Genomic DNA, 24267 nt, shown 5'->3' with positions numbered 1-24267 from the left:
ATCATGTCATACAACGTTAATGAAAAAGGTTATTACGGCGAATTTGGTGGAGCTTACATTCCCGAAATGCTATATCCTAATGTAGAAGAACTACGTCAGAATTATTTAAAAATAACCGAAGAACCAAGCTTTAAAGCTGAGTTTGATGCTTTGCTAAAAGATTACGTAGGTCGCCCTACTCCATTGTATTTTGCAAAAAGACTTTCAGAAAAATACAATACCAAAATATATTTAAAAAGAGAAGACTTATGCCACACAGGAGCGCATAAAGTAAACAATACCATTGGACAAATTTTACTCGCAAAACGTTTGGGTAAAAACCGAATTATTGCCGAAACTGGAGCAGGACAGCACGGTGTTGCAACAGCTACCGTTTGTGCTTTAATGGGAATGCAATGTATCGTGTATATGGGAGAAATCGACATTAAGCGTCAGGCTCCAAATGTGGCACGTATGAAAATGCTAGGAGCCGAAGTTCGTCCAGCACTTTCTGGTTCAAAAACCTTAAAAGATGCTACAAACGAAGCCATTCGTGATTGGATTAATAATCCTGTTGACACCTATTACATCATTGGTTCAGTAGTTGGCCCACATCCTTATCCTGATATGGTAGCTCGTTTTCAAAGTGTAATTTCTGCCGAAATAAAAGCACAATTATTAGAAAAAGAAGGTCGAGAAAACCCAGATCACGTTATTGCTTGCGTAGGTGGAGGAAGTAATGCTGCTGGAGCATTTTATCATTTCCTTGACGAAAAAGACGTAAACATCATTGCAGTTGAAGCAGCTGGTTTAGGTGTTAATTCTGGCGAAAGTGCAGCAACATCTGCATTAGGAAAAATAGGAATCATTCACGGTAGTAAAACATTATTAATGCAAACTCCCGACGGTCAAATTACCGAGCCTTATTCAATATCTGCAGGATTAGATTACCCAGGAGTTGGTCCAATGCACGCCCATTTATTTGCTTCTGGTAGAGCCGAATTTATTTCGATTACCGACGATGAAGCAATGCAATTTGGTTTACAATTATCTAAAACGGAAGGAATAATTCCAGCAATCGAAAGTGCGCATGCATTTGCAGTTCTAGAGCAAAAGAAATTTGGTCCTGACGAGATTGTGGTTATCAATTTATCAGGCCGTGGAGATAAAGATCTAAATACTTATATCGATTATTTCAAATTATAATAAGAAAGACAACAAAACAAGAATGATTCTAGCAGCAGCACAGACAAAACCAAAACGAGGAGATATAAATTCAAATTTATTGGATCATTATCGTCTTATAAAATTAGCAGTAACTAACGGAGCTGACCTAATTGTGTTTCCAGAGCTATCAATTACGGGTTACGAAAGAGAAGAAGCTCACAACCTCGTTTTCATAGAAAATGATTCTCGTTTAGATTCTTTAAAGAAATTGGCTGTAGAAAATAAAATTGTCATCGTTGCAGGAGCACCAATAAAAATTAAAGACCAATTATTCATTGGTGAATTTATTATAGCACCCGATAATTCCGTTTCAATTTACACCAAACAATTTCTTCATGAAGGTGAAGATGTTTACTATCAATCTTCATTTGATTATAACCCAACTATTGAAATAGAAAACAAAAAGATTTCGTTTGCCATTTGTGCTGACATCGATAACCCTTTGCATCCTGAAAATGCAAGCAAAAACAAAACTGCAATTTATATCGCAAGTATTTTCTTTTCACCAAACGGGATACCTGTTGCTCATAAGGCATTACAAAAATATGCTAGCATTCATAACATGAATGTACTTATGGCTAACTTTAGCGGAGAATCATGGGGATATCCTTCTGGTGGAAAAAGTGCATTTTGGAATAAGCAAGGGGAATTAATCGCTCAAATGAATGACTCTGATTCTGGTTTGTTATTGGTTAAAAACGAAAATGAGTCTTGGACAAGCCAGCTTATAATTGATTAGACACAACTTAAATAAAAACACCTAGAAAGTTTTAAAACTTATAGGAATAAAATACAAAAAGCAATGAACAGAATAAATCAAAAATTACAGGAAGACAAAAAGATACTCTCTATCTATTTTTCTGCAGGATATCCAAATCTTAATGACACAGTACAAATCATTCAGGATTTAGAAAAAAATGGAATCGATATGATTGAAATTGGATTGCCATTTAGTGATCCTTTGGCTGATGGACCAACTATTCAAGCTAGTTCAACTCAGGCGTTGCATAACGGAATGACAACTAAAGTTTTATTTGACCAACTGGAGAATATCCGCGAAAGCGTAAAAATTCCGTTGATTATAATGGGTTACTTTAATCCTATATTACAATACGGTGTCGAAGAGTTTTGCAAAAAATGTGCTTCAATTGGTATTGATGGGTTAATTATTCCAGATCTTCCCGTAGATGTCTACGCAGAACAATACAAAGCTATTTTTGAGAAATACGGAATCATAAATGTATTCTTGATTACGCCACAAACATCTGATGAACGTATCCAGTTTATTGATAGTGTTTCAAACGGATTCATTTATATGGTAAGTTCTGCGAGCGTAACTGGTTCTCAATCTGGTTTTGGTAATACAGAGGAAAGTTATTTTGAAAGAATTGCAAAAATGAATCTTAAAAGTCCGCAGGTTATTGGTTTCGGAATTTCGAATAAAGAAACATTCAATCAAGCTACTAAATTTGCAAAAGGAGCCATTATTGGAAGTGCTTTTATAAAACACTTATCTGAAAAAGGAACACAACATATTGCCGATTTTGTAAAAGCAATAAAATAATTATATAGTTAGGTCTATTCAAAAAATAGCATCAACTTTTTTTAAATGAGTTAAAAGAAGTTGATGCTTCTTAATATTATTACCCAAACTCTGATATCCACATTACAGTAATGTTCATTATATCTTGTTATGATGGTTTCAACATAAACAACATTTCACTACAAGATTATGTTGCTGTAATAGATAAATGCATTACTGGTTTAATAAATCAGTAATTAATCTACAAGGAATTACTGCTTCTCCTTCGGCAGTTATGATTCAAAGATTTCCAAGCGATGCAATCATAAACAATTTACGAGATACTCTTCGTAGATTATTTAAACAAACTACACTCGAACAAAGTATCGACAAACACTATCCGTTATCGACTACACATTTAACAATTGTACGGTTTAAAAACCAATAAAAAACACGGATTTATTCTTAAAAAAACTGCACAAATACCGTGGCTATAACTTTGGAGAATTTGAAATAAAGAACATCGAATTAATGTATTATGATTGGTTTCAAAAAGAACAATTTGTGAAAAAATATTTTATTTCAATACCAAATAATACCTTAAAACCAAAACAAACTATATCGTTATAACCAACACAAAAAACTAAAAATCAACAAACTATAACAAAACGAACATTCACTTACAAAGCGAAATTTTAGTTAATATTGTGTTAAATAAAAACTAAACAGCTGTTTAAATTAAACACTTGTTTAATTTTGTACCCGATTAGAAACTCAGTCATGTCAAACATTGAATTAAACGAGAAAAAAATTCAAATTCTCAAGGTAGCAGAAAAACTTTTTTCTGATAAAGGATTTGAGGGAACCTCGATACGAAACATAGCCAAAGAAGCAAAAATTAACATTGCCATGGTGTCGTATTATTTTGGTTCTAAAGAACGATTACTCGAATCGTTAATTATATACAGAACATCAGATCTAAAATTACAATTAGAGAACTTATTACAAGAAAATTTAGAGCCTATTGAGAAAGTAAATAAATTGATCGAGCTTTATATTAATAAGATCAATTGTAATGGAGGTATTTTCAGAATTATGCATTTTGAATTAACATCTAAAAAAAGGGAAAAGACATTAATTCACTTTACCGAATTAAAAAAAGGCAATCTTAAATCATTAGAAACAATTATTAAAGAAGGTCAAGAAAAAGGAGTCTTCCGAAAAGATGTGATCATCCCATTAATAACTCCTACCATTCTAGGAACATTTTTTCATTTCCATATGAACAAAGTTTTCTTCGAGAATATCTTGGACTTAAATACTGAAGCTTTATATACAGATTACATAAAAACACATTTAACAAAACACATTCAACAAACTATAAAAGCCTTACTTGTTTATGAAAATTAATCCAATTATGCTCTTTGGGGTTTTCCTAATCGGAATATCCTCATTAGAAGCTCAAGAAAAAACGAGTCTTACCCTAGATGATGCCGTAAAAATGGCTTGGGAGAAGAGTGACGAAGTCACGTTGGCAAACACAAAAGTCAACACTAAAAAGTACGAACTTAGATCTACAAAAAACAACCAGTACCCTGATTTAAAAGCCTCAGGACAATTTCAAAGACTGGCTGGTGCAGATGTAAATTTAAAAATGAATCAAGATAATGGTTCTGGGTCAGCACCAAATGTCGATCAATTAATGCTAGGACAGCTTAGTGCAAGCTTACCAGTATTTGCAGGTTTTAAAATTCAGAACAGCATTAAATTGTCTGAAAATTTATACCAAGCTGAAGTTGCAAATTCATTGAAAACCAAAGAAGACATTGCATTAAGAGTTGTGAAAAATTATTCTGATTTATACAAAACTCAAAAAACAATTGAACTTTTAAATGAAAATCAAAAACAAGCAAAACAGCGTGTAGCCGATTTTATCGAATTAGAGAAAAACGGAATCATTCCGAGAAATGATTTATTGAAATCGCAATTGTTAGTTTCTAAAATACAGCTCTCAATCGATCAGGCTAATAAAAATTTAAACATTCTGAATTACCAGTTAACAACATTACTAAAATTAGATTCTTCTGCTAAAATAACTGTTGGAGAGAATGATTTTATTAATTATAAAACGGATAATATTCCATCGAATGAGCAACCTGCTTTACAGAATCGTAAAGATTTAGAAGCATTACGCTATCAAGAAAAAGCGAGTGAATCTAGCATAAAAATGGCTAAAAGCGCTTACTACCCTACTGTTTCTTTATTAGGTGGTTATGCTGCTGTTGATGTTAGAAACATACTAACGGTACAAAATGCAATGAATTTTGGAGTTGGCGTTTCATACGACCTTAGCGGAATATTAAAAAAAGGAGCTGATATAAAACATGCTCAAAGTAAAGCTGATGAGGTAAAAAGTTCAGAAGAAATTCTAACAAACTACATTAAAATTGAAGTGCAACAAGCAATAGAAAATTATAATTTAGCTTTAAAACAAAGTTCAGTTTATGATTTAGCATTAGAACAAGCATCAGAAAATTACAGAATCTTAAAAGATAAATTCGACAATGGCCTTGCTGACACTAATGATTTACTTGAGGCAGATGTAGAACAACTTAGTGCTAAAGTAAACACTGCTACATCTAAAGCCGATATAATACAGAGCTATTACGAAATGCTTTCGGCAACAGGACAATTATCACAATCATTCAATCTTACAAAAATATAATCGATAGCCCACATGGAAAATAAAAAAACAAATACCAAATTTACAATTATACTAGTTATTTTGGTTCTGGTTGGTGGATCTTACGGAATCTACAAATACTTACATTCTCTTGCTCATGAACAAACGGATGATGCACAAATAGAGAAAAAAATGAACCCAATTATTCCAAGAGTTTCAGGATATATTAGTAAGGTTTATGTAAAAGATAATGACTTTGTAAAAAAAGGAGATACTTTATTTACAATAGATAAAAGAGATTATCAATTAAAAATTGATGAAGCCAATGCTGCTTTATTAGGCGCAGAAAGTTCATACGAAGCTGCTAAAGCTGATATTGGAAGTGCGATTGCAAATATCTCGGTTTCGGATGCAAATGTAAGATCTGCAAGTGGAAACATAGAAAGTGCAAAAATTAGATTAGTACAAATAACGAATGATTACAATCGTTACAACAATTTGTATAAAAGCCATACAATTACAAAACAACAATACGAGAAAGCATTAACTGCAAAAGAAGAAGCAGAAAGTCAAGTACGCGTTTTGCAACAACAAGAAAGAGCAAGTTCTTACCAAAAATCGGTTATTCAGGCAAAATCTAAAGCTACAGACAAACAAACAGAAGTAGCTGCAGCAAACATCAAAAAAGCAAAAACATTATTAGATGTAGCAAATTTAAACTTGTCATACACAGTAGTTACTGCTGCAATCGATGGTCAGGTTTCTAAAGTTGATATTCAACCAGGACAATTGGTACAACCAGGACAATCTTTATTTTACATCATCAATAACTCAGAAGCTTGGGTTGTTGCAAATTTTAAAGAAACGCAACTTGACAAAATGGTTATTGGTCAAAAGGTAACTCTTAAAGTAGATGCTTATCCTAACTATGACTTTCAAGGAACTATCACCTCATTCTCACCTGCAACTGGAGCACGTTTTTCATTACTTCCACCTGACAATGCAACTGGAAACTTTGTAAAAACAATTCAAAGATTACCGGTAAAAATTAACTTGGACGAAAGCAATGATGTTGAAAAAATAAAATTATTAAGACCAGGAATGAATGTAGATGTAGATGTACATTTAAAATAAAATCTCACTAATTAGGGATTATTTCTCTAAAACTAGAATTACACATTCATTTTTGAAAAGCATTCTAATAGAACAAAATGGTACAAGCACAAGATGATTTAGTAGAATATGGCTACAGACGAGTTTTAATTACAATAACAGCAGTGCTTTGTGCTTTGCTAGAAATTGTAGATACAACTATCGTAAACGTAGCATTGACAGACATGAGAGGAAGCCTTGGTGCCACATTAACAGATGTTGCATGGGTAATTACTGCTTATGCTATTGCAAATGTTATAGTAATACCAATGACAAGCTGGTTGTCACAACAATTTGGAAGACGAAATTATTTTGTAACATCAATAATAATTTTCACCATATCTTCTTTTTTATGTGGTAATGCCACAAACATATGGGAACTTATCGCATTTAGATTTATTCAGGGACTCGGTGGTGGTGCCTTATTAGTTACAGCTCAAACCATCATAACAGAGAGTTATCCCGTTGCAAAACGAGGAATGGCTCAAGCTATTTACGGAATGGGGGTTATTGTAGGTCCAACTTTAGGTCCGCCTTTAGGAGGATATTTAGTAGATAATTACTCTTGGCCTTACATTTTTTATATCAATATTCCACTTGGTATTATCGCTACAATTTTGGCTATCTCATTTGTTAGAAGTCCAAAATATGGTGAGAAACTAAAAGCCAAACAAGTTGATTGGTGGGGTATTTTTTTCCTAGCATCGTTTATTGGTTCATTACAATTTGTATTAGAACACGGACAACAAGACGATTGGTTTAATGATTCATTAATTGTAACATTAAGTGTCGTAACAGTCTTGGGATTGGTACTATTTATATGGCGAGAACTCACCTATAAACATCCGATTGTAAACCTAAGTGTTCTTAAAGATGGTAACTTACGTATCGGAACTATAATGTGTTTCATTCTTGGTTTCGGACTTTATGGATCAACATTAATCATTCCGATTTACACCCAATCTATCTTAGGATGGACAGCTACCGATGCAGGTTTATTACTTATTCCGGGATCTATAACAACCGCTTTTATGATGCCGATTATTGGTAAATTAATTCAGCGAGGAGTTCCACAAGGGTATATGGTAGGAGTTGGATTTTTGATCTTCTTTTTCTTTACCTTAATGATGTATAATAATATGACGCCCGATACTGGCGTTGAACATTTATTCTGGCCATTAATTTTAAGAGGTATTGGTTTAGGATTACTATTTGTACCAATTACAACATTATCTCTTTCTACCTTACAAGGTAAGAATATTGGTGAAGGAGCTGCTTTTACTGGAATGATGAGACAATTAGGAGGTTCATTTGGTATTGCAATCATTACTACCTTCATTACAAGATTCAGCCAGAAACATCGTGTTGATTTAGTAGCGCATCTAGATGTCACTAAAGTAGAAGTACAACAAAGAGTTGAATTACTTCAAAAAGGTTTTATGTCCAAAGGTTTTAGTAGCAATGAAGCATTAGCCAAAGCACATCAAGTACTCGATTTTACGATAATGAAACAAAGTACAGTTTTAGCATATATGGATATCTTTTTATATCTAGGTATTATGTTTTTAGTCTGTATTCCGATAATATTCTTAATCAAAAAAGGAAAAAACAAAATTAATCCTGCAGATGCGATGCACTAATATAGCAACCATCTAATAAACAGATTAAACCTATATTTTAAACCATTGTGAAAGAAACTTTCACAATGGTTTTTTATTTATACAAACCAGTTTTCGAATAAAAAAATGCTGTTATTATTGAACAAAAACAAAATAATATCCGACTCCCATAATAAAAATTTAGCGGTAATCTGAAACACAATAAAAATTTATTTCATTGTGAAATAATATTTATCGAGTATATTTGCACTTGCTTTTCAACAGCAATAAAAAACAAAAAAATAGTTAAGTTATGGTTTATAAATTTAGAGTAATTCTAGATGCAGAAGAAGATATTTTTAGAGATATAGCAATTCTTGAAGAAGACACTTTAGAAGATTTACACAATGCCATCTTCAATTCTTTTGGTTTTGACGGGATGGAAGTAGCTTCGTTTTATACCTGCGATGAAACTTGGAATCAAGAAGAAGAAATTCCTCTTTTTGATACTGGGGATGTTCTTGGTGAACAAAAAACAATGAGCAGTTATACTTTATCTGATATACTAGATAAAGAGAATACTAAAATTATTTACGTCTACGATTTCATACATATGTGGACCTTTTTAGTTGAATTAGCTGCAATAGAAGATCAAGCTATTGGAAATACTTATCCAGAAACTCTTTTCTCTCATGGAGAAATGCCAGACGATTCAGGTGAGAAAAATTTCGAAGCAGATATGCATGACGATATCTATGGCGAATTTGAAGATGATCTAGACGAAGACGATTTAGACATGTTCGAAGGAGACGATAGTTTCGAAGATTATGGATTTGAAGAGAATTGGAATTAGTTATTTTATAGGTTCAAAGCTACATAGCAAAAAAAGGTTCAGAGGATTTTATTTAAAATCTTACGATTTTAAATAAACAAGAAAATTCTTTCTTTATATTTATGGTTTTTAAATATAAAATATGAATACTTTTAGACAGCTTTTGATTTGGCAAAAATCAATGAACTTAGTTACCGAAATATATCAAGTTACAAATTCATTTCCCAAAGAAGAGGTTTATGGATTAACTTCACAAATAAGACGAAGTTCAATATCAATACCTAGCAACATAGCTGAAGGATATGGTAGAAACGGGAATAATGATTATTTACGTTTTTTAAATATCTCGATTTCGTCATTATTCGAAATGCAAACTCAACTTGAAATTTCATTCAATCTAAAATACATAAACGAAATTCAATTTAATAAAATAAATGAAGATAGTAAGGAAATCGAACGAATGTTAAGTTCATTTATTCGAAAAATAAAGCAAAGAAACTAAAGCTTTGTCCCTTTGTTCCTTCCTATCTAAAAATACCTTAGTTACTTAGCACCTTAATATTTATATGATAAACCTTTTCAACACCCACATCGACACGCTTGCGATTCACCGCGTAGGAAACAAGAGCAGAAACGAAGCAATTTTTTTATCAGATCAACCTTTTAACTTAAATGATGAGATTGTTCCTTTGATAAAAGAATACTTTTTTAAGCCTTTTAGAGAGAAAGAGGAAAACTATTATCAGTTTGCACACGAAGTCGATTTGGATTATAACGACATGTTTAAATATGCTACTGAGATTTTTGACAATCCAGGAAATTTACAGGAAGTTTCAAAAAGAATTACTACACATTTATACGAGCAATCTAACCACCCACACATTAAAAACGGAGAGGTTTATGTAACGTATTTAACCAACTTAAGTATCGACAACAATGTTGTTGATGCAATTGGAATTTTTAAAAGCGAATTACAAGCAGACTTTTTACAATTTGAAGAGAAAGACAGCAACCTTGAAATGATCTTGCAACAAGGTATCAACCTTAACAAACTAGACAAAGGATGTTTAATCTTTAATTATAAAAAAGAAGAAGGATACAAAATCTTAACTGTAGATAGTAACCGCTATGATGCACGTTACTGGTTAGAGCATTTCCTATCAGTTGATGCTTTTGAAGATGAAAACTTTATCACCAAAAAATACTTAAAATTCTGTCAGAATTTCGCCAAAGATGTGGTATTACCTGCTGAAGACAAAAAAGAAGAAGTAATGTTTATGAACCGTTCTGTAAACTATTTTGCAAAGAACGATCAATTCGAAGAAACTAACTTTCTAAACGAAGTATTAGACAATCCTGATTTAATTCCAGAATTTAAAAACTACAAAGTTGATAAAGGTGAAAAATATAGTATCGAAGATATTACAACCTTCCCTATTGCCAACGCTGCAGTTTCTGACGCAAGAAAATCAATCAAAAACGTTATCAACCTAGATACACATATACAAATTAAAATGGATTTTATCAATCCTGAAAGTGCTGAAAAATTTGTAGAAAAAGGTTGGGATGAAGAAAAACAAATGTATTATTATTTAGTTTACTTCAACAAAGAAGAGAAAAGCTAGTTTATATTCTTTTCAATTTCACTTTTACTTAAAATTAAGGCCTCAACTATTGCAGTTGAGGCTTTTTTTTGTAAAATAAAACCAAGAAATAGAACTTAAATTATTGAATATTAGTAATTTTGTATCCCTATAAATTATGGTGCCATGAAATATCAATTATTCCAAGAAAGTCCTTTTAAAACTCTAATTTCCTTTCATAAACTCATTGAAGCTTTAGAGAAAATTGCACAATCTGATGTTGATTATAGATCTAATTATGCCAAAGCACTATTAAAAGAGGTAAAGAACATTCCAGAATTTCATGAAGGTATTGAAGATTTTTCTTTAATTAAAAAACATGAAATTGTAATCAATCATTTATTAGCAGATTTATTCCCTACTGCACTTACAAATAACGAAATTAAGGCAGTTACAGTTCCGTTTCAAAATTTCACATTCAATTATACCGAAAGATTCAAAAAAATACTCACCGATGCAGGTACTGACTTTGATGTAACCATTCGCGATTTTAATGATGAACAATTCTATATTGCCAATTGTTGCTTAATACTTAGCGCTTACTACAAACAAAATATAGATTTTAACAGACCCTTTTTTTATGACATTCCAGATTCAAATGGAATCATCAATCATTACCGTATTTTATATAATGCAGATTTTTTAGAAATACTGCCTTCAAACAATTCACCAAAACTAACACAAGAAGATATAGACTTATTGATTGATAATTATGATGATATTGATCTATGGAAAGAGAAATTCCCTGTTGGAAGTTGGACGCTAAAGGGATTTGGTATTGTAGTTTTGTTTGATGCTACTACAGAAAATGCTATTTCAAATTTAAAAACCAATTTATTAAAATCAGATACCAAAAAAATAACTTCAAGCAAAAACATTGAAGACATATTTAGATCAATTTTTAAAATCCCAAATCTTAGAGTCGGTTTTTTAATTTACAACTCAGAACAGGGGAAATTTATAAAACCGCCTCAGCTAGATAAAAACAGTGAAATTTCTAGCTTTTTATTACCTTACAATCATGAAATGGATTGTAAAAATGCCCTTTTTGGTTGTTCCTTTGAAAAGCTATTAGAACACAAAGAGCAAGTTATAATTTCGAATGTTGAAAAATTCATACAACATAATGAAAATATAAAACTCGGTGAACTTTTGCGCAATCAAAACATTTATAGTTGCGTTTTTGCTCCAGTAATAAAAGACGACAAACTGCTAGGGGTTGTCGAATTAGTTTCGGCTACACCAAGAGCTCTGAACACCATAAATGCACAAAAATTAGATCTCGTTCTGCCCTATCTCGTTGATACATTAGAGAGATACAATACCGATATGCAACACCAGATAGAAGCAGTAATTCAAAGAGAATATACTACAATTCATCCGAGTGTATATTGGAAATTTAGAGAAGAATCAGAAAAATACTTTCAGAATAGCAATCAAGCAAAAGACTTCATCTTTAAAGAAATTGTCTTTAAAGAGGTTTTTCCATTATATGGACAAATTGATGTTAAAGGCTCATCTGAACATCGAAATGAAACTGTAAAAAAAGATTTAAAAAATCAGTTAGAGCTCTTATTACAAATTTTTACAAGCCAAAAAGAAAATTCAAACTTAATACTGATTGAGCAACGCAAATTTGAATTACAATCGCTTCTTGAAGAACTTGATTTTCCACTAAAGGCAGATTCAGAACAACAAATACAGCGCTATATTGAAAATGAAATTCATCCAATTTTAAAAAATACAAAAAGCAATTCTGAAGCAGAAAATCTAGAACAAAAATACTTTGAAGGTCTAGACCAAAAAACAGGTTTATTTTATCACGAAAGAAAGAAGTTTGACAATGCAATGTCAATTATAAATAAAAAACTTGCTATTATTCTTGATAAAAAACAAATAGAAGCGCAACAAATATACCCTCATTATTACGAACGATTCAAAACGGATGGTATAGAACATAATTTATACATCGGGGCCTCTATTGCTCCAACAAAACCATTTGACGTAATGTACCTCCATAATTTAAGATTGTGGCAGTTACAGACATTATGCGAAATGGAACTAGAACACCATCATCTAAAAGCCTCATTACCATACGAACTTGATGTAACATCACTAATTTTAGTATTTAGCTCCCCTATTTCTATCCGTTTCCGAATGGATGAAAAACGCTTTGATGTAGACGGAACTTACAATGCACGATACGAAGTAATAAAGAAACGTATCGATAAGGCACATATCAAAAATACTACAGAACGCATTACAGAAAAAGAAAAAATTACAATCGTATATTCACATGTAAGTGAAGAAGCCGAATATTTAAAATATATAAAATATTTACAATTTAAGAAAATACTAGAACCTCAAACGGAACAATTTGAAGTAGAAGATTTACAAGGCGTATCGGGATTAAAAGCTATCCGTGTAAAAGTTATAAACAACACTAAAGCAGCTAAAAAAATTACATATCAGGATTTATTAGATGAATTAAACTAGTCCTAAAGGTTTGTAAATGCAATTATAAAAGCAAGTACTGTTACAATAATACCAACCATAAAAAGATTATAAGCAACCCTCAATAATCTATATTTTCTTTCGAGAACAACACCAAGAAAGTATAAATCTTTAATCATGGTACCGTATAAATAGTCCTTGTCTTTCATCATCTCGTTCATAGCCCATTCATACTCATGCAAAGGCATCTTATAAAAATTTCCAAAGAACAATAAGTTTATTTTCTTTGCTTCGATGTCTTCTCTTGTAAATATACCTGTAGTAACTTTTGGTCTCGTCGAAAGAATCGCAAAAATTATAGTAATAACACTCGATATCAACATTATAAATGTTGGAATAACTAAATGAGCATTCTTTGGACTATCTAATTTTGGAATAATTGTAGAAAGAGCAATCGAAATGATAATAGCATTTACAGACAAAAGAATATTAGCTTTACTATCCGCAATACCACTTAATCGAGTATGATTCCCTAATGTCACTCTAAATAAAGTATCAATACCACGATCAGGCTTCTCAGTCTTATCCTTCTTTTTTTTACCTACTTCAGTAAATTCATTAGTGCTTTTTGACTCTATCTTTTCCATTTTTTTATGAATCTTTTTTATGTTTTTTTCTTTTAAAGGCTGCCAATTTTCCTTAGCATAATTAGTGTAAAAACGATGTGAATTTTCTAAAAAATTTAAATTTTCTGTAGCCCATTCCTCATCAGAAAACTCCATCTTCAATGTATGTTTCAACTCGATTCTTAAGCGTTCGCAACTTACAACATACTCACTAGTAGCAATGTGTATAAAGTCAGCATCTTTAATAATTTCTTCTAAATGATTCTGAGGCTCATAGCTTTTTACTGTCGCAGCAATTAAACTAGAGATTATTTCAATAAACTCTGCAGACTTATTCTTATCCCTTAAAAATTCAGTTACAATTTTTATACTCTCATTCTCATGATTTTCAAAACCTTCAATATACCCTGTATCATGAAACCATGCAGCTATCAAAAGTTTCTCTCTATCTTCCCCTTCTATATTTTCATTATCACATAATACTTTAACTGCATTAACAACACTGGTTGTATGGAAAAAATTATGGTAAGAATATAGAATAGAAAGTTTATCTTTGAGTAAGTTATAAACAAAATCTTCGGACTGCTCTAATAGGTTCATAAACTTCTTTTTATACGACTAAATTATGAAAATGTTTTCGGAAAATCATTTTACAAATAAGATTAATACTTTTTTTATTGGATTTTTAGGTTTCTTTTTAATTCAATCTTGTGCAACACACCATGCTCAATTTGGAAAAGAAGTTCAAAATCCTATTTCTCAAAACGCATTAGACACAACAAAAATTGCACACACTTTGTATTTACTTGGGGATGCAGGAAATGCCGATGAAGAACAAGCACAACAAACCCTTGAACTGTTGCACAAAAGACTACAAAACTCGGATAAAAATGCTACCCTTTTATTTTTAGGAGACAACATCTATCCTTACGGTTTTCCAAACCCGAAAGATAAAGATGCTACAGCACTTGCAGAAAAAAAACTAACGAATCAGTTAGAATTGACTAAAGGATTTAACGGAAAAACCATTTTTATTCCAGGTAATCACGATTGGTATAGCGGAATTGAAGGAATAGAACGTCAATCAAAATTTGTTACAACATACCTAAAAGATAAAAAAGCATTCTTACCACAAAAGAGTTGCGCTATCGAACAATTAAAAATCAACAAACAAACCATATTAATCGCTATTGATAGCCAGTGGTTTCTGGAAGATTGGGACGAAAATCCTACTATGAATGACAATTGTGATATTAAAACACGTGAAGGTTTCTTTGAAGAATTGGAAAGCATTTTAAATAAAAACAGAGAGAAAACTGTACTGATGGCAATTCACCATCCTTTAATGAGTAATGGAACACATGGAGGTCAATTTTCTTTAGAAAAACAATTATTCCCTTTAGAGCAAAAAATCCCACTTCCAGTTATTGGTTCAGTAATCAATTTACTCCGAAAAACATCTGGGATAAGTCCGCAAGACATACAGAACAAAGTCTATACAGAGTATGTAAAAAGAATAAAAACACTTTTACAAAGTCAAGACAATGTCATCGTTATTTCAGGTCACGATCATAACTTACAATACATAAATAAAAGTAATATTAAACAAATCATAAGTGGCGCAGGCTCAAAATCTGAGGCTGCAAGAGCTGTATATCCAAATGATTTTTCATATGGAGGTAATGGATACGCTTCATTAACACTTTATAAAAATGGAGACACAAGACTTGCTTTTTATGGTAATGAAAATAAAAAAGAAAAACTGTTATTTGATCAAAACATAATCACAGTAAAAGATACTGTCTATCATGAAAACTTACCAACTAAGTTTAACCCAACCACAAAGGCATCCATTTATTCAAGTAATATGACCAAGAAAAGTGTTATTCATAACTTTTTATTTGGAAAACATTACAGAAAATATTACAGCATGCCAATTGAAGCCAAAACGCTTTCTTTAGACACACTTTTCGGAGGTGTCACTCCAAAACGAGAAGGTGGTGGCCATCAATCTAAATCATTACGAATTGTAGACAAAAACGGAAAAGAATATGTCATGCGTGCATTAAAAAAAAGTGCATCTCGTTTTCTTCAATCAGTCGCTTTTAAAAATCAGTTCGTAGAAGATCAATTTGACAATACGTATGCAGAAAATTTTTTATTTGATTTTTATACAACTTCACATCCATACGCACCATTTGCTGTAGGTAATCTAGCAGATAAAATAGAACTATCTCATACCAACCCCATTTTGTATTATATTCCTAAGCAAGAAACTCTTAAAGGCTATAATTATAATTTTGGTGACGAATTGTACATGGTAGAAGAGCGTCCATCTAGTAGCCAGATAAGTTTAAAAAGTTTCGGAAAACCATTGGATATTATCAGTACAGATGATGTGATGAAAAACCTTCATAAAGATGAAAAATATACCATTGACGAAAAAGAATATATAAAAGCACGCTTATTTGATATGCTTATTGGAGATTGGGATAGGCATAGTGATCAATGGCGTTGGGGAGAATATCATGTAGGAGACAAAATTGTATACAAACCAATACCTAGAGATAGAGATCAGGCTTTTACGAAGTACGATGGCGCATTACTTTCTCTTTTAATGCAAATGCCAGCACTACGTCATATGCAATCGTTTAAAGATGACATTAGAAATGTAAAATGGTTCAATCGTGAGCCATATCCTCAAGATATTGCTTTCTTAAAAACAGCTCATGAAAATGATTGGCTAGAACAAGCCAAATTTATACAAGACAATCTAACTGATGCCGCTATTGATGCTTCTTTTAATAATTTACCAAAAGAAGTACAAGATGGAACTATTGAAGATATCAAACGTAAATTAAAACTACGAAAAAAAGAGCTCCAAAAATATGCTACCGAATATTATAGAGTACTACAAAAGACAGTTTTAATAGTTGGAACAGATAAAAAGGATAAATTTATAATTACACATAAAGCAAAAAACAAACTTGACGTTGAAGTATATCGCATTAAAAAAAGCGGTGAAGAATTAATTTACACAAAAAATTTCTCAGCTGGTAAAACCAAAAACATTTGGGTTTATGGACTGGATGACGATGATGTTTTTGAAGTTAAAGGTGATTTTAATTCTCGAATAAACATTCGTTTGATTGGTGGTCAAAACAATGATACCTACTTAGTTTCTAACGGAAAAAGAGTAAAGATTAACGATTTTAAATCAAAAAAGAATACTTACGATATAGATTCTAGAACCAAAACAACACTTACTGATGATTACGAAAAAAATCTATATGACTATGAAAAACCAAAATATAATGCTTTCTCAGGCCTACCTTATGGTGGTTTTAATCCAGACGATGGAGTAAAATTAGGTTTCATTGCCAATTACACTGTAAACAAATTCAACCAAAATCCATATACTCAAAAACACATCTTAAAAGCCAATTACTTTTTTGCAACCGATGGGTATGAACTTATTTACGACGGACATTTTCCTAAAGTTTTAGGCAAATGGGATTTTGATGTACAATCAATCTTAACCAGCCCAAATTTTACGATAAACTATTTTGGCTATGGTAATGAGACAGTGAACAACGATGAAGATTTAGGAATGAATTACAACCGTGTTCGTATGCGTGCTATAAAAGTAGCCCCATCTATTAAGAAAGTAGGCAAATATGGAAGTGAAATAAATTTCGCTACGTCTTTTGAGAAAATTAGAATCGAAGAAACTTCAGGCAGATACATAAATATGCCAGGAGTTGCCAATCCTGATGTATTTAAAAGTCAGCAATACGCAGGAGCAACAGTAAAATACAGCTATGAGAATTACGATCTTCCGTCATTCCCATCAATGGGATTTGGATTTTCGATAGCAGGAAATTGGAAAATCAATTTAGATGATAACAAACAAAATTTTCCATCATTAGAAAGTAAAATTAATTTCAATCATAAAATTGATTCAAATGGTAAACTTGTTTTTGCAACCATAATCAAGTCAAAAATATTGTTCAATAATAATTTCGACTTTTTTCAAGGAGCAACTTTGGGTGGTGACTACGATTTAAGAGGATATAGAAATCAACGTTTTCTAGGTAATCAATCGTTCTATCAAAGTAGTGATGTCCGTTGGAATTTAGGAAAAATAAGAAAAAGTATCTTACCGATGTCATACGGAATTCTAGGTGGATTTGATTATGGTCGTGTTTGGGTTACAGGAGAAAACTCAAACAAATGGCATCAATCCGTTGGAGGCGGTTTATGGCTCAACGGATTAGATGTAATCACTGCTAGACTTACTTACTTTAAAAGTGTTGACGAAGAAGCTAGAATTGCGTTTGGTATAGGATTTGGTTTTTAATTATTTTTTAAAACTAAATTCATATACATTACCACCAATTTTTTTGGCTTTTTCATCAACTATTAACAATGTCTTATTGTCTTTAAAAACAACAGCTTCTTTTTGAGAAAAGTGATCTAAATCAATTTCCGTTTGCGTCCCTTTATGAAAATTGTCGCCTTTAAAACCTTGAAAAACTATTAATTTATCATGACATAAAGCAACCACTTTTTTCATATCTGGACTAATTGCAGCACTAGTAATTGCACAATGATTGTAATTACTACATGTCTTAAAAGTTCCTATTAAAGTAGCTTTTTGAGTCCCTGCAGCATTAGGGATTTTATAAATAGATGCAGTACCATCAAAATTCTTACTTCTGTTTTTTGTAAATAAATAGAAATTATTTTTAAACTCAAAGAATCCCTCAACATCATAAAATAGTTGGGTTTTCTTTGGGGGAAAATCTTTTTGCTCAGGATATGCAAACGAAATTTTATAACTAGAAACAGCATTTTCATGTCCTAAAGCTGATTTATCTATTTTATAAATACATAAATCTTTACGGATATTATCATTGTTTCCAAAATCACCAATGTATAAATTGCCCGCTTTGTCTTTAGTAATATCTTCCCAATCAATATTCGTAGCGTTTGTAATAGTAATTGTTTTAGCAATTTTGCCTTGGGTGTTTAACCCATAAATTTTATTAGCATTACCACTATCCTCCAATGCCCAAAGGATATTTGTTTCTGGAAAATAAGTAATTCCAGAAACCTCTTTTAGTTTTTTTGGTAATGGATATAACGTTTTCAACACACTAGAATCTTGCTGGCAAGCCAACAAAATAAATGCAACAACAAGAGCGATATAATTTTTCATATAATAATTTTAAGAGTCTATATTAGATTAGTGTTTTTGAAATTTCTAGTAATAAAACCAAATGCAGCCGACATAACATGCCCCATTGATCTAGCATTTTTAAAATTCAAATCATTAGTATAACGGTATAATTCCATTTTTAGTTGATTTAAATTTGCTTCTGGCGAAATAGAGTCTTCACTCATAATAAGCAATAACTTTTTAATTCTGTTATCAGCAGAGTGAATTCGTTTTGCTAAAATAGCACGCTCCTCATCTTTATATTGCACAATTGATCGGTCTTCTAGCTTATCCTTAACCAGTTCAATCATTGGGTAATTTTCTTTAAAAAACTGCGGACGGTATACTTTAAAATTCCCTTCATAACACTGCTGATCAAAATCGATTGGTCGAATCTTATATACTACTTGATCAAAATCATGAATCGGAACAATTACATAATTATACGCACGCATATCTCCCAAAAGCCTAATCATACAGCGTTCATTAAACTTTACAAATTCTTTAGCAATCTGAGACTTTTCCATTTCAGTACAGTTCTTAAGTAATGTACTCATAAAAATATCTCCCGGAATACCAATTATATGTTCTTCGATTAAAGTATCCTTATACACCAGAAAGTTAATTTTATCTGGAGATAAAATTTCCTCTAATTCCAAACCATAAATTCGGGAAGCATCGGCCTTTTTAATATAAAAATGGACATAATTGTCATTCAAAATATTTCTAACTTTAATTCTAAAAGGCTTAGAATTTCCAAACGTACAATAATCAATTGCATCAACATTTAAATATTGAATAATATCAGAGTTACCATCAGAATGCAAAAGGGAATAGATTTTTTTTAGATTCAAATCAATTTCATTTCTTTCAAACTCGCTATAATAAACTCGGATCCATAAAGTGTCTTTATCATTTTTATCATATACATTTATAGCACCCGAAAACCGCAATAAATCATCATAAAAAACCGAAACTTTAGAGATTCGTTCGTAACGTTCCAAATAATCTAAAAGTGGATTCGTTAATGGATACGATGGCTTTTTGAAAAACATTAAAGGTTCACTCATTTTGAATATATTTGATACAAATTTATACTAAATATAAACCAATCGGTAACAAAAACCAAACTGACACGTCTTACTAAAAACTAAAACTACTAATTAATTTGGAAACAATACTTACAATACAGAACCTAAGCAAAAGATATGGGCGGGTTCAAGCTCTGAAAGATATTTCTTTCGAAATACAAAAAGGTCGCGTTTATGGAATTCTAGGTCCTAATGGAAGCGGGAAATCAACAACATTAGGAATCGTTTTAAATGTAGTAAACAAAACTTCTGGACAATACAGTTGGTTTGGAGGAAAAATAGAAACACACGATGCATTAAAAAAAGTAGGCGCTATTATCGAGCGACCTAACTTTTACCCCTACATGACTGCCGAAGAAAACCTGCAACTAGTTTGTAAAATCAAAAACATTGGTTATTCTAAGATAAATGAAAAATTAGAATTAGTAGGCTTAGATGAACGAAGAAAAAGCAAGTTTAGTACTTTTTCTTTAGGGATGAAACAGCGTTTAGCCATTGCATCTGCCTTACTAAACGATCCCGAGATATTAATTCTTGATGAACCTACAAACGGATTAGATCCTCAAGGAATTCATCAGATTCGTGATATCATAAAAAAAATAGCCTCACAAGGAACAACCATATTACTAGCCTCTCATTTATTAGATGAAGTCGAAAAAGTATGCACCGATGTAGTGGTTTTAAGGAAAGGTGAAATTTTATATTCTGGCCCTGTTGGAGGCATGTCTGCAAATGAAGGCTTCTTCGAAATACAAGCCGATGACACTGAAAAATTAATTTCAGTAACTGAGACTCACCCTGCAGTAGAACGCGTTGTAAAAAACAAAGAAATGGTATTAGTGTATTTAAAAAACGATTTAAGTGCTACAGATTTAAACCGCTTTTTATTTTCTCAAAACATCACCTTAAACCATTTAGTAAAACGTAAAAATAGTTTAGAAGAACAATTTCTTGAGCTAACCAATAACGCTTCTATAAAAAACTAATAACCATGAACAGACTACTCTCTATAGAACTACAAAAAATTTGGAAAAATAAAGCCAGCCGAGCATTAACATTAGCCTATTTTATCCTACTTACTTTTATCGCTTTAATTGCCTCTATAAAATTTGACTTAGGTGCTTTTAAATTTCATTTAGCCGAAATGGGGATTTTTAATTTTCCTTTTATTTGGCATTTCAATACCTACATAGCCGCTTGGTTAAAATTTTTCCTAGCAATTGTAATTGTCTCTATGATGGCAAATGAATATAGTTATGGCACTTTAAAACAAAACCTAATTGATGGTTTAAGTAAAAAAGAGTTTGTATTATCGAAGTTCTACACCGTAATCTTATTTGCTTTATGCTCTACTGTGTTTGTGTTTATAATGAGCTTACTATTAGGATTGAGTTTTTCTTCTTACACAGAAATTGATATAATTTTTTCGGGGATGGAATATCTTTTTGCTTTTTTTATAAAACTAATCGGATTCTTTTCATTCTGTCTATTCTTAGGGATATTAGTCAAACGCTCCGCATTCGCATTGGGATTCCTACTTGTTTGGAGTATCCTTGAAGGTATCATAAAAACCGTTCTTGTTTTTGTCATTTTCCCTGAAAGCAAAATTGCAGATTATTTCATTCGATTACTTCCTCTTGAAGCCATGTCAAACTTAATTATTGAACCATTTTCAAGATTATCCGTAATAAAAAATATTGGAATGCAAATAGGAGTTGAAAACACAAAAAACTATGCAGTTGATTACACTTCAGTTGTAATTGTTTTAATTTGGACATTTCTATTCATTTTCTTCTCTTATAAATTACTAAAAAACCGAGATCTATAGTATATTTGTTCTTACTCATTTTTAGTCAATAATGAAGGAATCAAAAATAATCATATCGCTAATTCTCCTCATTTGTCTTGGCACAAAAACCAATGCACAATCTATAATTGTTGATGACACAAAAAATGCTCAATTTTTAATTGAAAAAGTACTGGCCAATAGCTCCTGCGCTACTGTAGCAAACCCTATTGCAAAAGGAGACGAATATACTTCTGGAAGAAATAGCTTTGCTTATTTTAATGCTGGAACGAGTAATTTTCCATTTAAAGAAGGTGTAGTACTTAGTACAGGAAGCAGTCGCAATTCGATTGGACCCGTAATAAAAGATGACGGTGGTGGTGGAAGTGAATCTTGGTTAGGCGATCCTGATTTAGATCAAATTTTAGGTATCCATTCTATAAATGCAACCATTTTAGAATTTGATTTTTCACCATTGACAAATCTAATAAGTTTCAATTATATTTTTGCTTCTAACGAATACCAAAATGTATATCCATGCAGCTATTCAGATGGGTTTGCTTTTCTCATAAAAGAAAAAAATAGCACAGAGCCCTATAGAAATTTAGCTGTGTTGCCAAACACGAATACACCTGTTTCATCTATGACTGTTCGTCCAAAAATCGAACCTATTCTTGACAACAAAGGTAACATACTCCCGGGTTGCGAGGCCGTAAATGAAATTTACTTTAACGGAACAAACGTGGCAGGAACAGGCGCAATAAACTACACTGGCCAAACCGTTGTAATGAAATCCGAAACCAATGTAGTTGCAGGCAAAATATACCACATAAAATTAGTTATAGCCGATGATGGACCTGTTTATTACGATTCGGCTATTTTCTTTGAAGCAGGAAGCTTTTCTTCAGAAATAAATTTAGGAGAAGACCGAGAAGCAAATACCAACAATCCGTTATGCCATGGAGACGAATTAACACTAGACACAAAGCTATATTCCCCTCCAGGGTCGAATTACGTATATGAATGGTACAAAGACGGAATTAAAAACGATGCAGAAACAGAACCAACATATACGGTTAAAGAAGCTGGAACATACAAAGTAAACGTTTTGATGACACCTTCTTCCTGCACTGCTTCTGATGAAATAAAAATTGAATATGCGCCAGAAATTATTGTAACAAATACCACATTAATTCAATGTGATATTGACTCCGATAATAGTACTACGTTTAATCTAACCAAAGTTGATGCAATAATAAAAAACAATAATCCAGATTTAAGCATCATCTATTATAAATCATTAACAGATGCTAAAGCAAAATTAAATCCAATTATTGACCCAAAAAAATATATCAACAGCACTCCTACAGAAACAATCCATGCAAGAGTTGAAAACAAATATGGCTGTGCAAACTATGCAACCCTTGAATTAAAAATAGCAAACAATACCATCCTCACACAAAACCCTATTGCTGTTTGTGACGAAGATACAGATGGATTTTATGAATTCAATTTGAATACCGAAGTTACTCCACAACTTTTGAATGGGTTACCATCAGACTTACTAGTAAATTATTATCTAAATGAAAATGATGCAATTACCGAAACTAACCCTGTAGCCAATAATTTCAAAAATACAAATGCTTTCAATCAAACCATTTATGCTCGCATCATTAATGGTCCCGACTGTTACGCTATTACCCCAATAGAATTAATAATCAATGTATTTGATCCTCCAAATTTTAATACTGAAACGGTATTTTTATGCAAAAATTCAACAATTGATTTATCCGTTGCAATTGGATTCGAAAGTTATAATTGGAGTAACGGATCTACTCTAAACACAACTACTGTAAATAGCATAGGTACTTATTCAATTAAAGTTTCAGATATAAATGGTTGCGAGAAAACCAAAATTTTCAATGTAGTTGCCTCAGATGTAGCTATAATTACTGGCACAAAAATAAAAGATTTTTCGTCAAATGAGAATTCAGTTTTAGTAGAATATACTGGGATTGGAAATTATGAATTTTCATTGGATGGAGTAAACTATCAAGACAATCCATTATTTAAAGGTATACTTCCTGGAATTTACAAAGCATCTGTTAGAGATAAAAATGGTTGCGGAACAACATTATCCTCACTATTTTATGTTCTTGATTACCCAAGATTCTTTACCCCTAACGGAGATGGATATAATGATACTTGGAAAGTCAAAAATCTTGATCAAATGCCAGATTACTCTATCTCAATATTCGATCGCTACGGAAAATTACTTAAACAAATGAATACTACAAATATAGGATGGGACGGAACTTTTATAGGTCGTGAACTTCCCGCAGATGATTATTGGTTTACTTTGATATTTCAAGATGGAAAAGAAGTCAAAGGCCACTTTAGTCTAAAAAGATAAACAATTAATTATCAGGAAGAGCTTTTAACTTTCAAACTCA

Annotated in this window: 19 protein-coding genes; 16 read left to right on the top strand and 3 right to left on the bottom strand. The window is 31.8% G+C overall.

Going from position 1 to position 24267, the window contains the following annotated elements; all coding sequences use genetic code 11:
• Positions 1 to 3: 3 nt before the first annotated feature.
• The 12 genes from trpB to QWY99_RS04435 all read left to right on the top strand — a co-directional run bounded on the left by trpB (position 4) and on the right by QWY99_RS04435 (position 13132).
• On the top strand, positions 4 to 1185 hold the full coding sequence (gene trpB, locus QWY99_RS04490) for a tryptophan synthase subunit beta (protein WP_290262006.1): 1182 nt from the start codon (positions 4 to 6) through the stop codon (positions 1183 to 1185).
• Positions 1186 to 1207: 22 nt separating this feature from the next.
• A complete protein-coding gene (locus QWY99_RS04485; RefSeq protein ID WP_290262004.1) occupies positions 1208 to 1945 on the top strand; it encodes a carbon-nitrogen hydrolase family protein in 738 nt (245 codons plus the stop codon).
• A 63-nt stretch (positions 1946 to 2008) separates the two neighbouring features.
• Positions 2009 to 2770 carry a tryptophan synthase subunit alpha gene (gene trpA / locus QWY99_RS04480; protein ID WP_290262001.1) on the top strand — a complete coding sequence of 254 codons (762 nt, stop codon included), beginning with the start codon at positions 2009 to 2011 and terminating at the stop codon, positions 2768 to 2770.
• A 187-nt stretch (positions 2771 to 2957) separates the two neighbouring features.
• Positions 2958 to 3176, top strand: coding sequence for a hypothetical protein (locus QWY99_RS04475; protein WP_290261999.1), 219 nt, complete (start codon positions 2958 to 2960; stop codon positions 3174 to 3176).
• A 332-nt stretch (positions 3177 to 3508) separates the two neighbouring features.
• On the top strand, positions 3509 to 4138 hold the full coding sequence (locus QWY99_RS04470; protein ID WP_290261996.1) for a TetR/AcrR family transcriptional regulator: 630 nt from the start codon (positions 3509 to 3511) through the stop codon (positions 4136 to 4138).
• Entirely contained in the window at positions 4128 to 5453 is a 1326-nt protein-coding gene (locus QWY99_RS04465) for a TolC family protein (protein ID WP_290261993.1), read from the top strand. The genes QWY99_RS04470 and QWY99_RS04465 overlap by 11 nt, the downstream gene beginning before the upstream one ends.
• A gap of 12 nt (positions 5454 to 5465) precedes the next feature.
• On the top strand, positions 5466 to 6545 hold the full coding sequence (locus tag QWY99_RS04460; protein ID WP_290261991.1) for an HlyD family secretion protein: 1080 nt from the start codon (positions 5466 to 5468) through the stop codon (positions 6543 to 6545).
• Positions 6546 to 6622: 77 nt separating this feature from the next.
• Positions 6623 to 8203 (top strand): MDR family MFS transporter, encoded by a 1581-nt coding sequence (locus QWY99_RS04455; RefSeq protein WP_290261988.1) that lies wholly within the window; start codon positions 6623 to 6625, stop codon positions 8201 to 8203.
• 271 nt (positions 8204 to 8474) lie between these two features.
• Positions 8475 to 9014 (top strand): IS1096 element passenger TnpR family protein, encoded by a 540-nt coding sequence (locus QWY99_RS04450; protein WP_290261986.1) that lies wholly within the window; start codon positions 8475 to 8477, stop codon positions 9012 to 9014.
• 121 nt (positions 9015 to 9135) lie between these two features.
• Entirely contained in the window at positions 9136 to 9495 is a 360-nt protein-coding gene (locus QWY99_RS04445) for a four helix bundle protein (protein WP_290261985.1), read from the top strand.
• Between the two features lie 64 nt (positions 9496 to 9559).
• Complete coding sequence (locus tag QWY99_RS04440; RefSeq protein ID WP_290261983.1) at positions 9560 to 10618, top strand: nucleoid-associated protein; 1059 nt, start codon at positions 9560 to 9562, stop codon at positions 10616 to 10618.
• Positions 10619 to 10762: 144 nt separating this feature from the next.
• A complete protein-coding gene (locus QWY99_RS04435) occupies positions 10763 to 13132 on the top strand; it encodes a GAF domain-containing protein (protein ID WP_290261981.1) in 2370 nt (789 codons plus the stop codon).
• A gap of 2 nt (positions 13133 to 13134) precedes the next feature.
• On the opposite strand, the gene QWY99_RS04430 is transcribed toward QWY99_RS04435, so the two are convergent.
• Positions 13135 to 14316, bottom strand: a complete 1182-nt coding sequence (locus tag QWY99_RS04430) for a Pycsar system effector family protein (RefSeq protein ID WP_290261979.1) — start codon at positions 14314 to 14316, stop codon at positions 13135 to 13137.
• A 25-nt stretch (positions 14317 to 14341) separates the two neighbouring features.
• Here QWY99_RS04430 and QWY99_RS04425 point away from each other — a divergent pair, with 25 nt between their 5' ends.
• Positions 14342 to 18076, top strand: coding sequence for a metallophosphoesterase (locus QWY99_RS04425; RefSeq protein WP_290261978.1), 3735 nt, complete (start codon positions 14342 to 14344; stop codon positions 18074 to 18076).
• Here QWY99_RS04425 and QWY99_RS04420 read toward each other — a convergent pair whose 3' ends face one another.
• Entirely contained in the window at positions 18077 to 18937 is an 861-nt protein-coding gene (locus QWY99_RS04420; RefSeq protein WP_290261975.1) for an SdiA-regulated domain-containing protein, read from the bottom strand.
• A gap of 17 nt (positions 18938 to 18954) precedes the next feature.
• Positions 18955 to 20007 carry a hypothetical protein gene (locus tag QWY99_RS04415; protein WP_290261971.1) on the bottom strand — a complete coding sequence of 351 codons (1053 nt, stop codon included), beginning with the start codon at positions 20005 to 20007 and terminating at the stop codon, positions 18955 to 18957.
• Between the two features lie 98 nt (positions 20008 to 20105).
• On the opposite strand from QWY99_RS04415, the gene QWY99_RS04410 reads away from it, so the two are divergent.
• Genes QWY99_RS04410 through QWY99_RS04400 form a run of 3 tightly spaced genes read left to right on the top strand, consistent with a single transcriptional unit; the run spans position 20106 to position 24227 of the window.
• Entirely contained in the window at positions 20106 to 21014 is a 909-nt protein-coding gene (locus QWY99_RS04410) for an ABC transporter ATP-binding protein (RefSeq protein WP_290261969.1), read from the top strand.
• A gap of 5 nt (positions 21015 to 21019) precedes the next feature.
• The gene (locus tag QWY99_RS04405; RefSeq protein ID WP_290261967.1) at positions 21020 to 21856 is read left to right on the top strand and encodes an ABC transporter permease; all 837 of its coding nucleotides are present in this window, start codon (positions 21020 to 21022) and stop codon (positions 21854 to 21856) included.
• 31 nt (positions 21857 to 21887) lie between these two features.
• Positions 21888 to 24227, top strand: a complete 2340-nt coding sequence (locus QWY99_RS04400) for a T9SS type B sorting domain-containing protein (protein WP_290261965.1) — start codon at positions 21888 to 21890, stop codon at positions 24225 to 24227.
• The last annotated feature ends 40 nt before the right edge of the window (positions 24228 to 24267 follow it).

The sequence above is a fragment of the Flavobacterium branchiarum genome, assembly GCF_030409845.1.
GTDB lineage: Bacteria > Bacteroidota > Bacteroidia > Flavobacteriales > Flavobacteriaceae > Flavobacterium > Flavobacterium branchiarum.
The sequence above is the reverse complement of the archived record's forward strand: the minus strand, read 5'-3'. Positions and strand labels throughout refer to the sequence as shown.

Bases quoted from the DNA above. Each gene is read 5' to 3' on its own strand.
- trpB (WP_290262006.1), top strand. From the start codon at position 4: ATGTCATACAACGTTAATGAAAAAGGTTATTACGGCGAATTTGGTGGA.
- QWY99_RS04485 (WP_290262004.1), top strand. From the start codon at position 1,208: ATGATTCTAGCAGCAGCACAGACAAAACCAAAACGAGGAGATATAAAT.
- trpA (WP_290262001.1), top strand. From the start codon at position 2,009: ATGAACAGAATAAATCAAAAATTACAGGAAGACAAAAAGATACTCTCT.
- QWY99_RS04475 (WP_290261999.1), top strand. From the start codon at position 2,958: ATGCATTACTGGTTTAATAAATCAGTAATTAATCTACAAGGAATTACT.
- QWY99_RS04470 (WP_290261996.1), top strand. From the start codon at position 3,509: ATGTCAAACATTGAATTAAACGAGAAAAAAATTCAAATTCTCAAGGTA.
- QWY99_RS04465 (WP_290261993.1), top strand. From the start codon at position 4,128: ATGAAAATTAATCCAATTATGCTCTTTGGGGTTTTCCTAATCGGAATA.
- QWY99_RS04460 (WP_290261991.1), top strand. From the start codon at position 5,466: ATGGAAAATAAAAAAACAAATACCAAATTTACAATTATACTAGTTATT.
- QWY99_RS04455 (WP_290261988.1), top strand. From the start codon at position 6,623: ATGGTACAAGCACAAGATGATTTAGTAGAATATGGCTACAGACGAGTT.
- QWY99_RS04450 (WP_290261986.1), top strand. From the start codon at position 8,475: ATGGTTTATAAATTTAGAGTAATTCTAGATGCAGAAGAAGATATTTTT.
- QWY99_RS04445 (WP_290261985.1), top strand. From the start codon at position 9,136: ATGAATACTTTTAGACAGCTTTTGATTTGGCAAAAATCAATGAACTTA.
- QWY99_RS04440 (WP_290261983.1), top strand. From the start codon at position 9,560: ATGATAAACCTTTTCAACACCCACATCGACACGCTTGCGATTCACCGC.
- QWY99_RS04435 (WP_290261981.1), top strand. From the start codon at position 10,763: ATGAAATATCAATTATTCCAAGAAAGTCCTTTTAAAACTCTAATTTCC.
- QWY99_RS04430 (WP_290261979.1), bottom strand. From the start codon at position 14,316: ATGAACCTATTAGAGCAGTCCGAAGATTTTGTTTATAACTTACTCAAA.
- QWY99_RS04425 (WP_290261978.1), top strand. From the start codon at position 14,342: ATGAAAATGTTTTCGGAAAATCATTTTACAAATAAGATTAATACTTTT.
- QWY99_RS04420 (WP_290261975.1), bottom strand. From the start codon at position 18,937: ATGAAAAATTATATCGCTCTTGTTGTTGCATTTATTTTGTTGGCTTGC.
- QWY99_RS04415 (WP_290261971.1), bottom strand. From the start codon at position 20,007: ATGAGTGAACCTTTAATGTTTTTCAAAAAGCCATCGTATCCATTAACG.
- QWY99_RS04405 (WP_290261967.1), top strand. From the start codon at position 21,020: ATGAACAGACTACTCTCTATAGAACTACAAAAAATTTGGAAAAATAAA.
- QWY99_RS04400 (WP_290261965.1), top strand. From the start codon at position 21,888: ATGAAGGAATCAAAAATAATCATATCGCTAATTCTCCTCATTTGTCTT.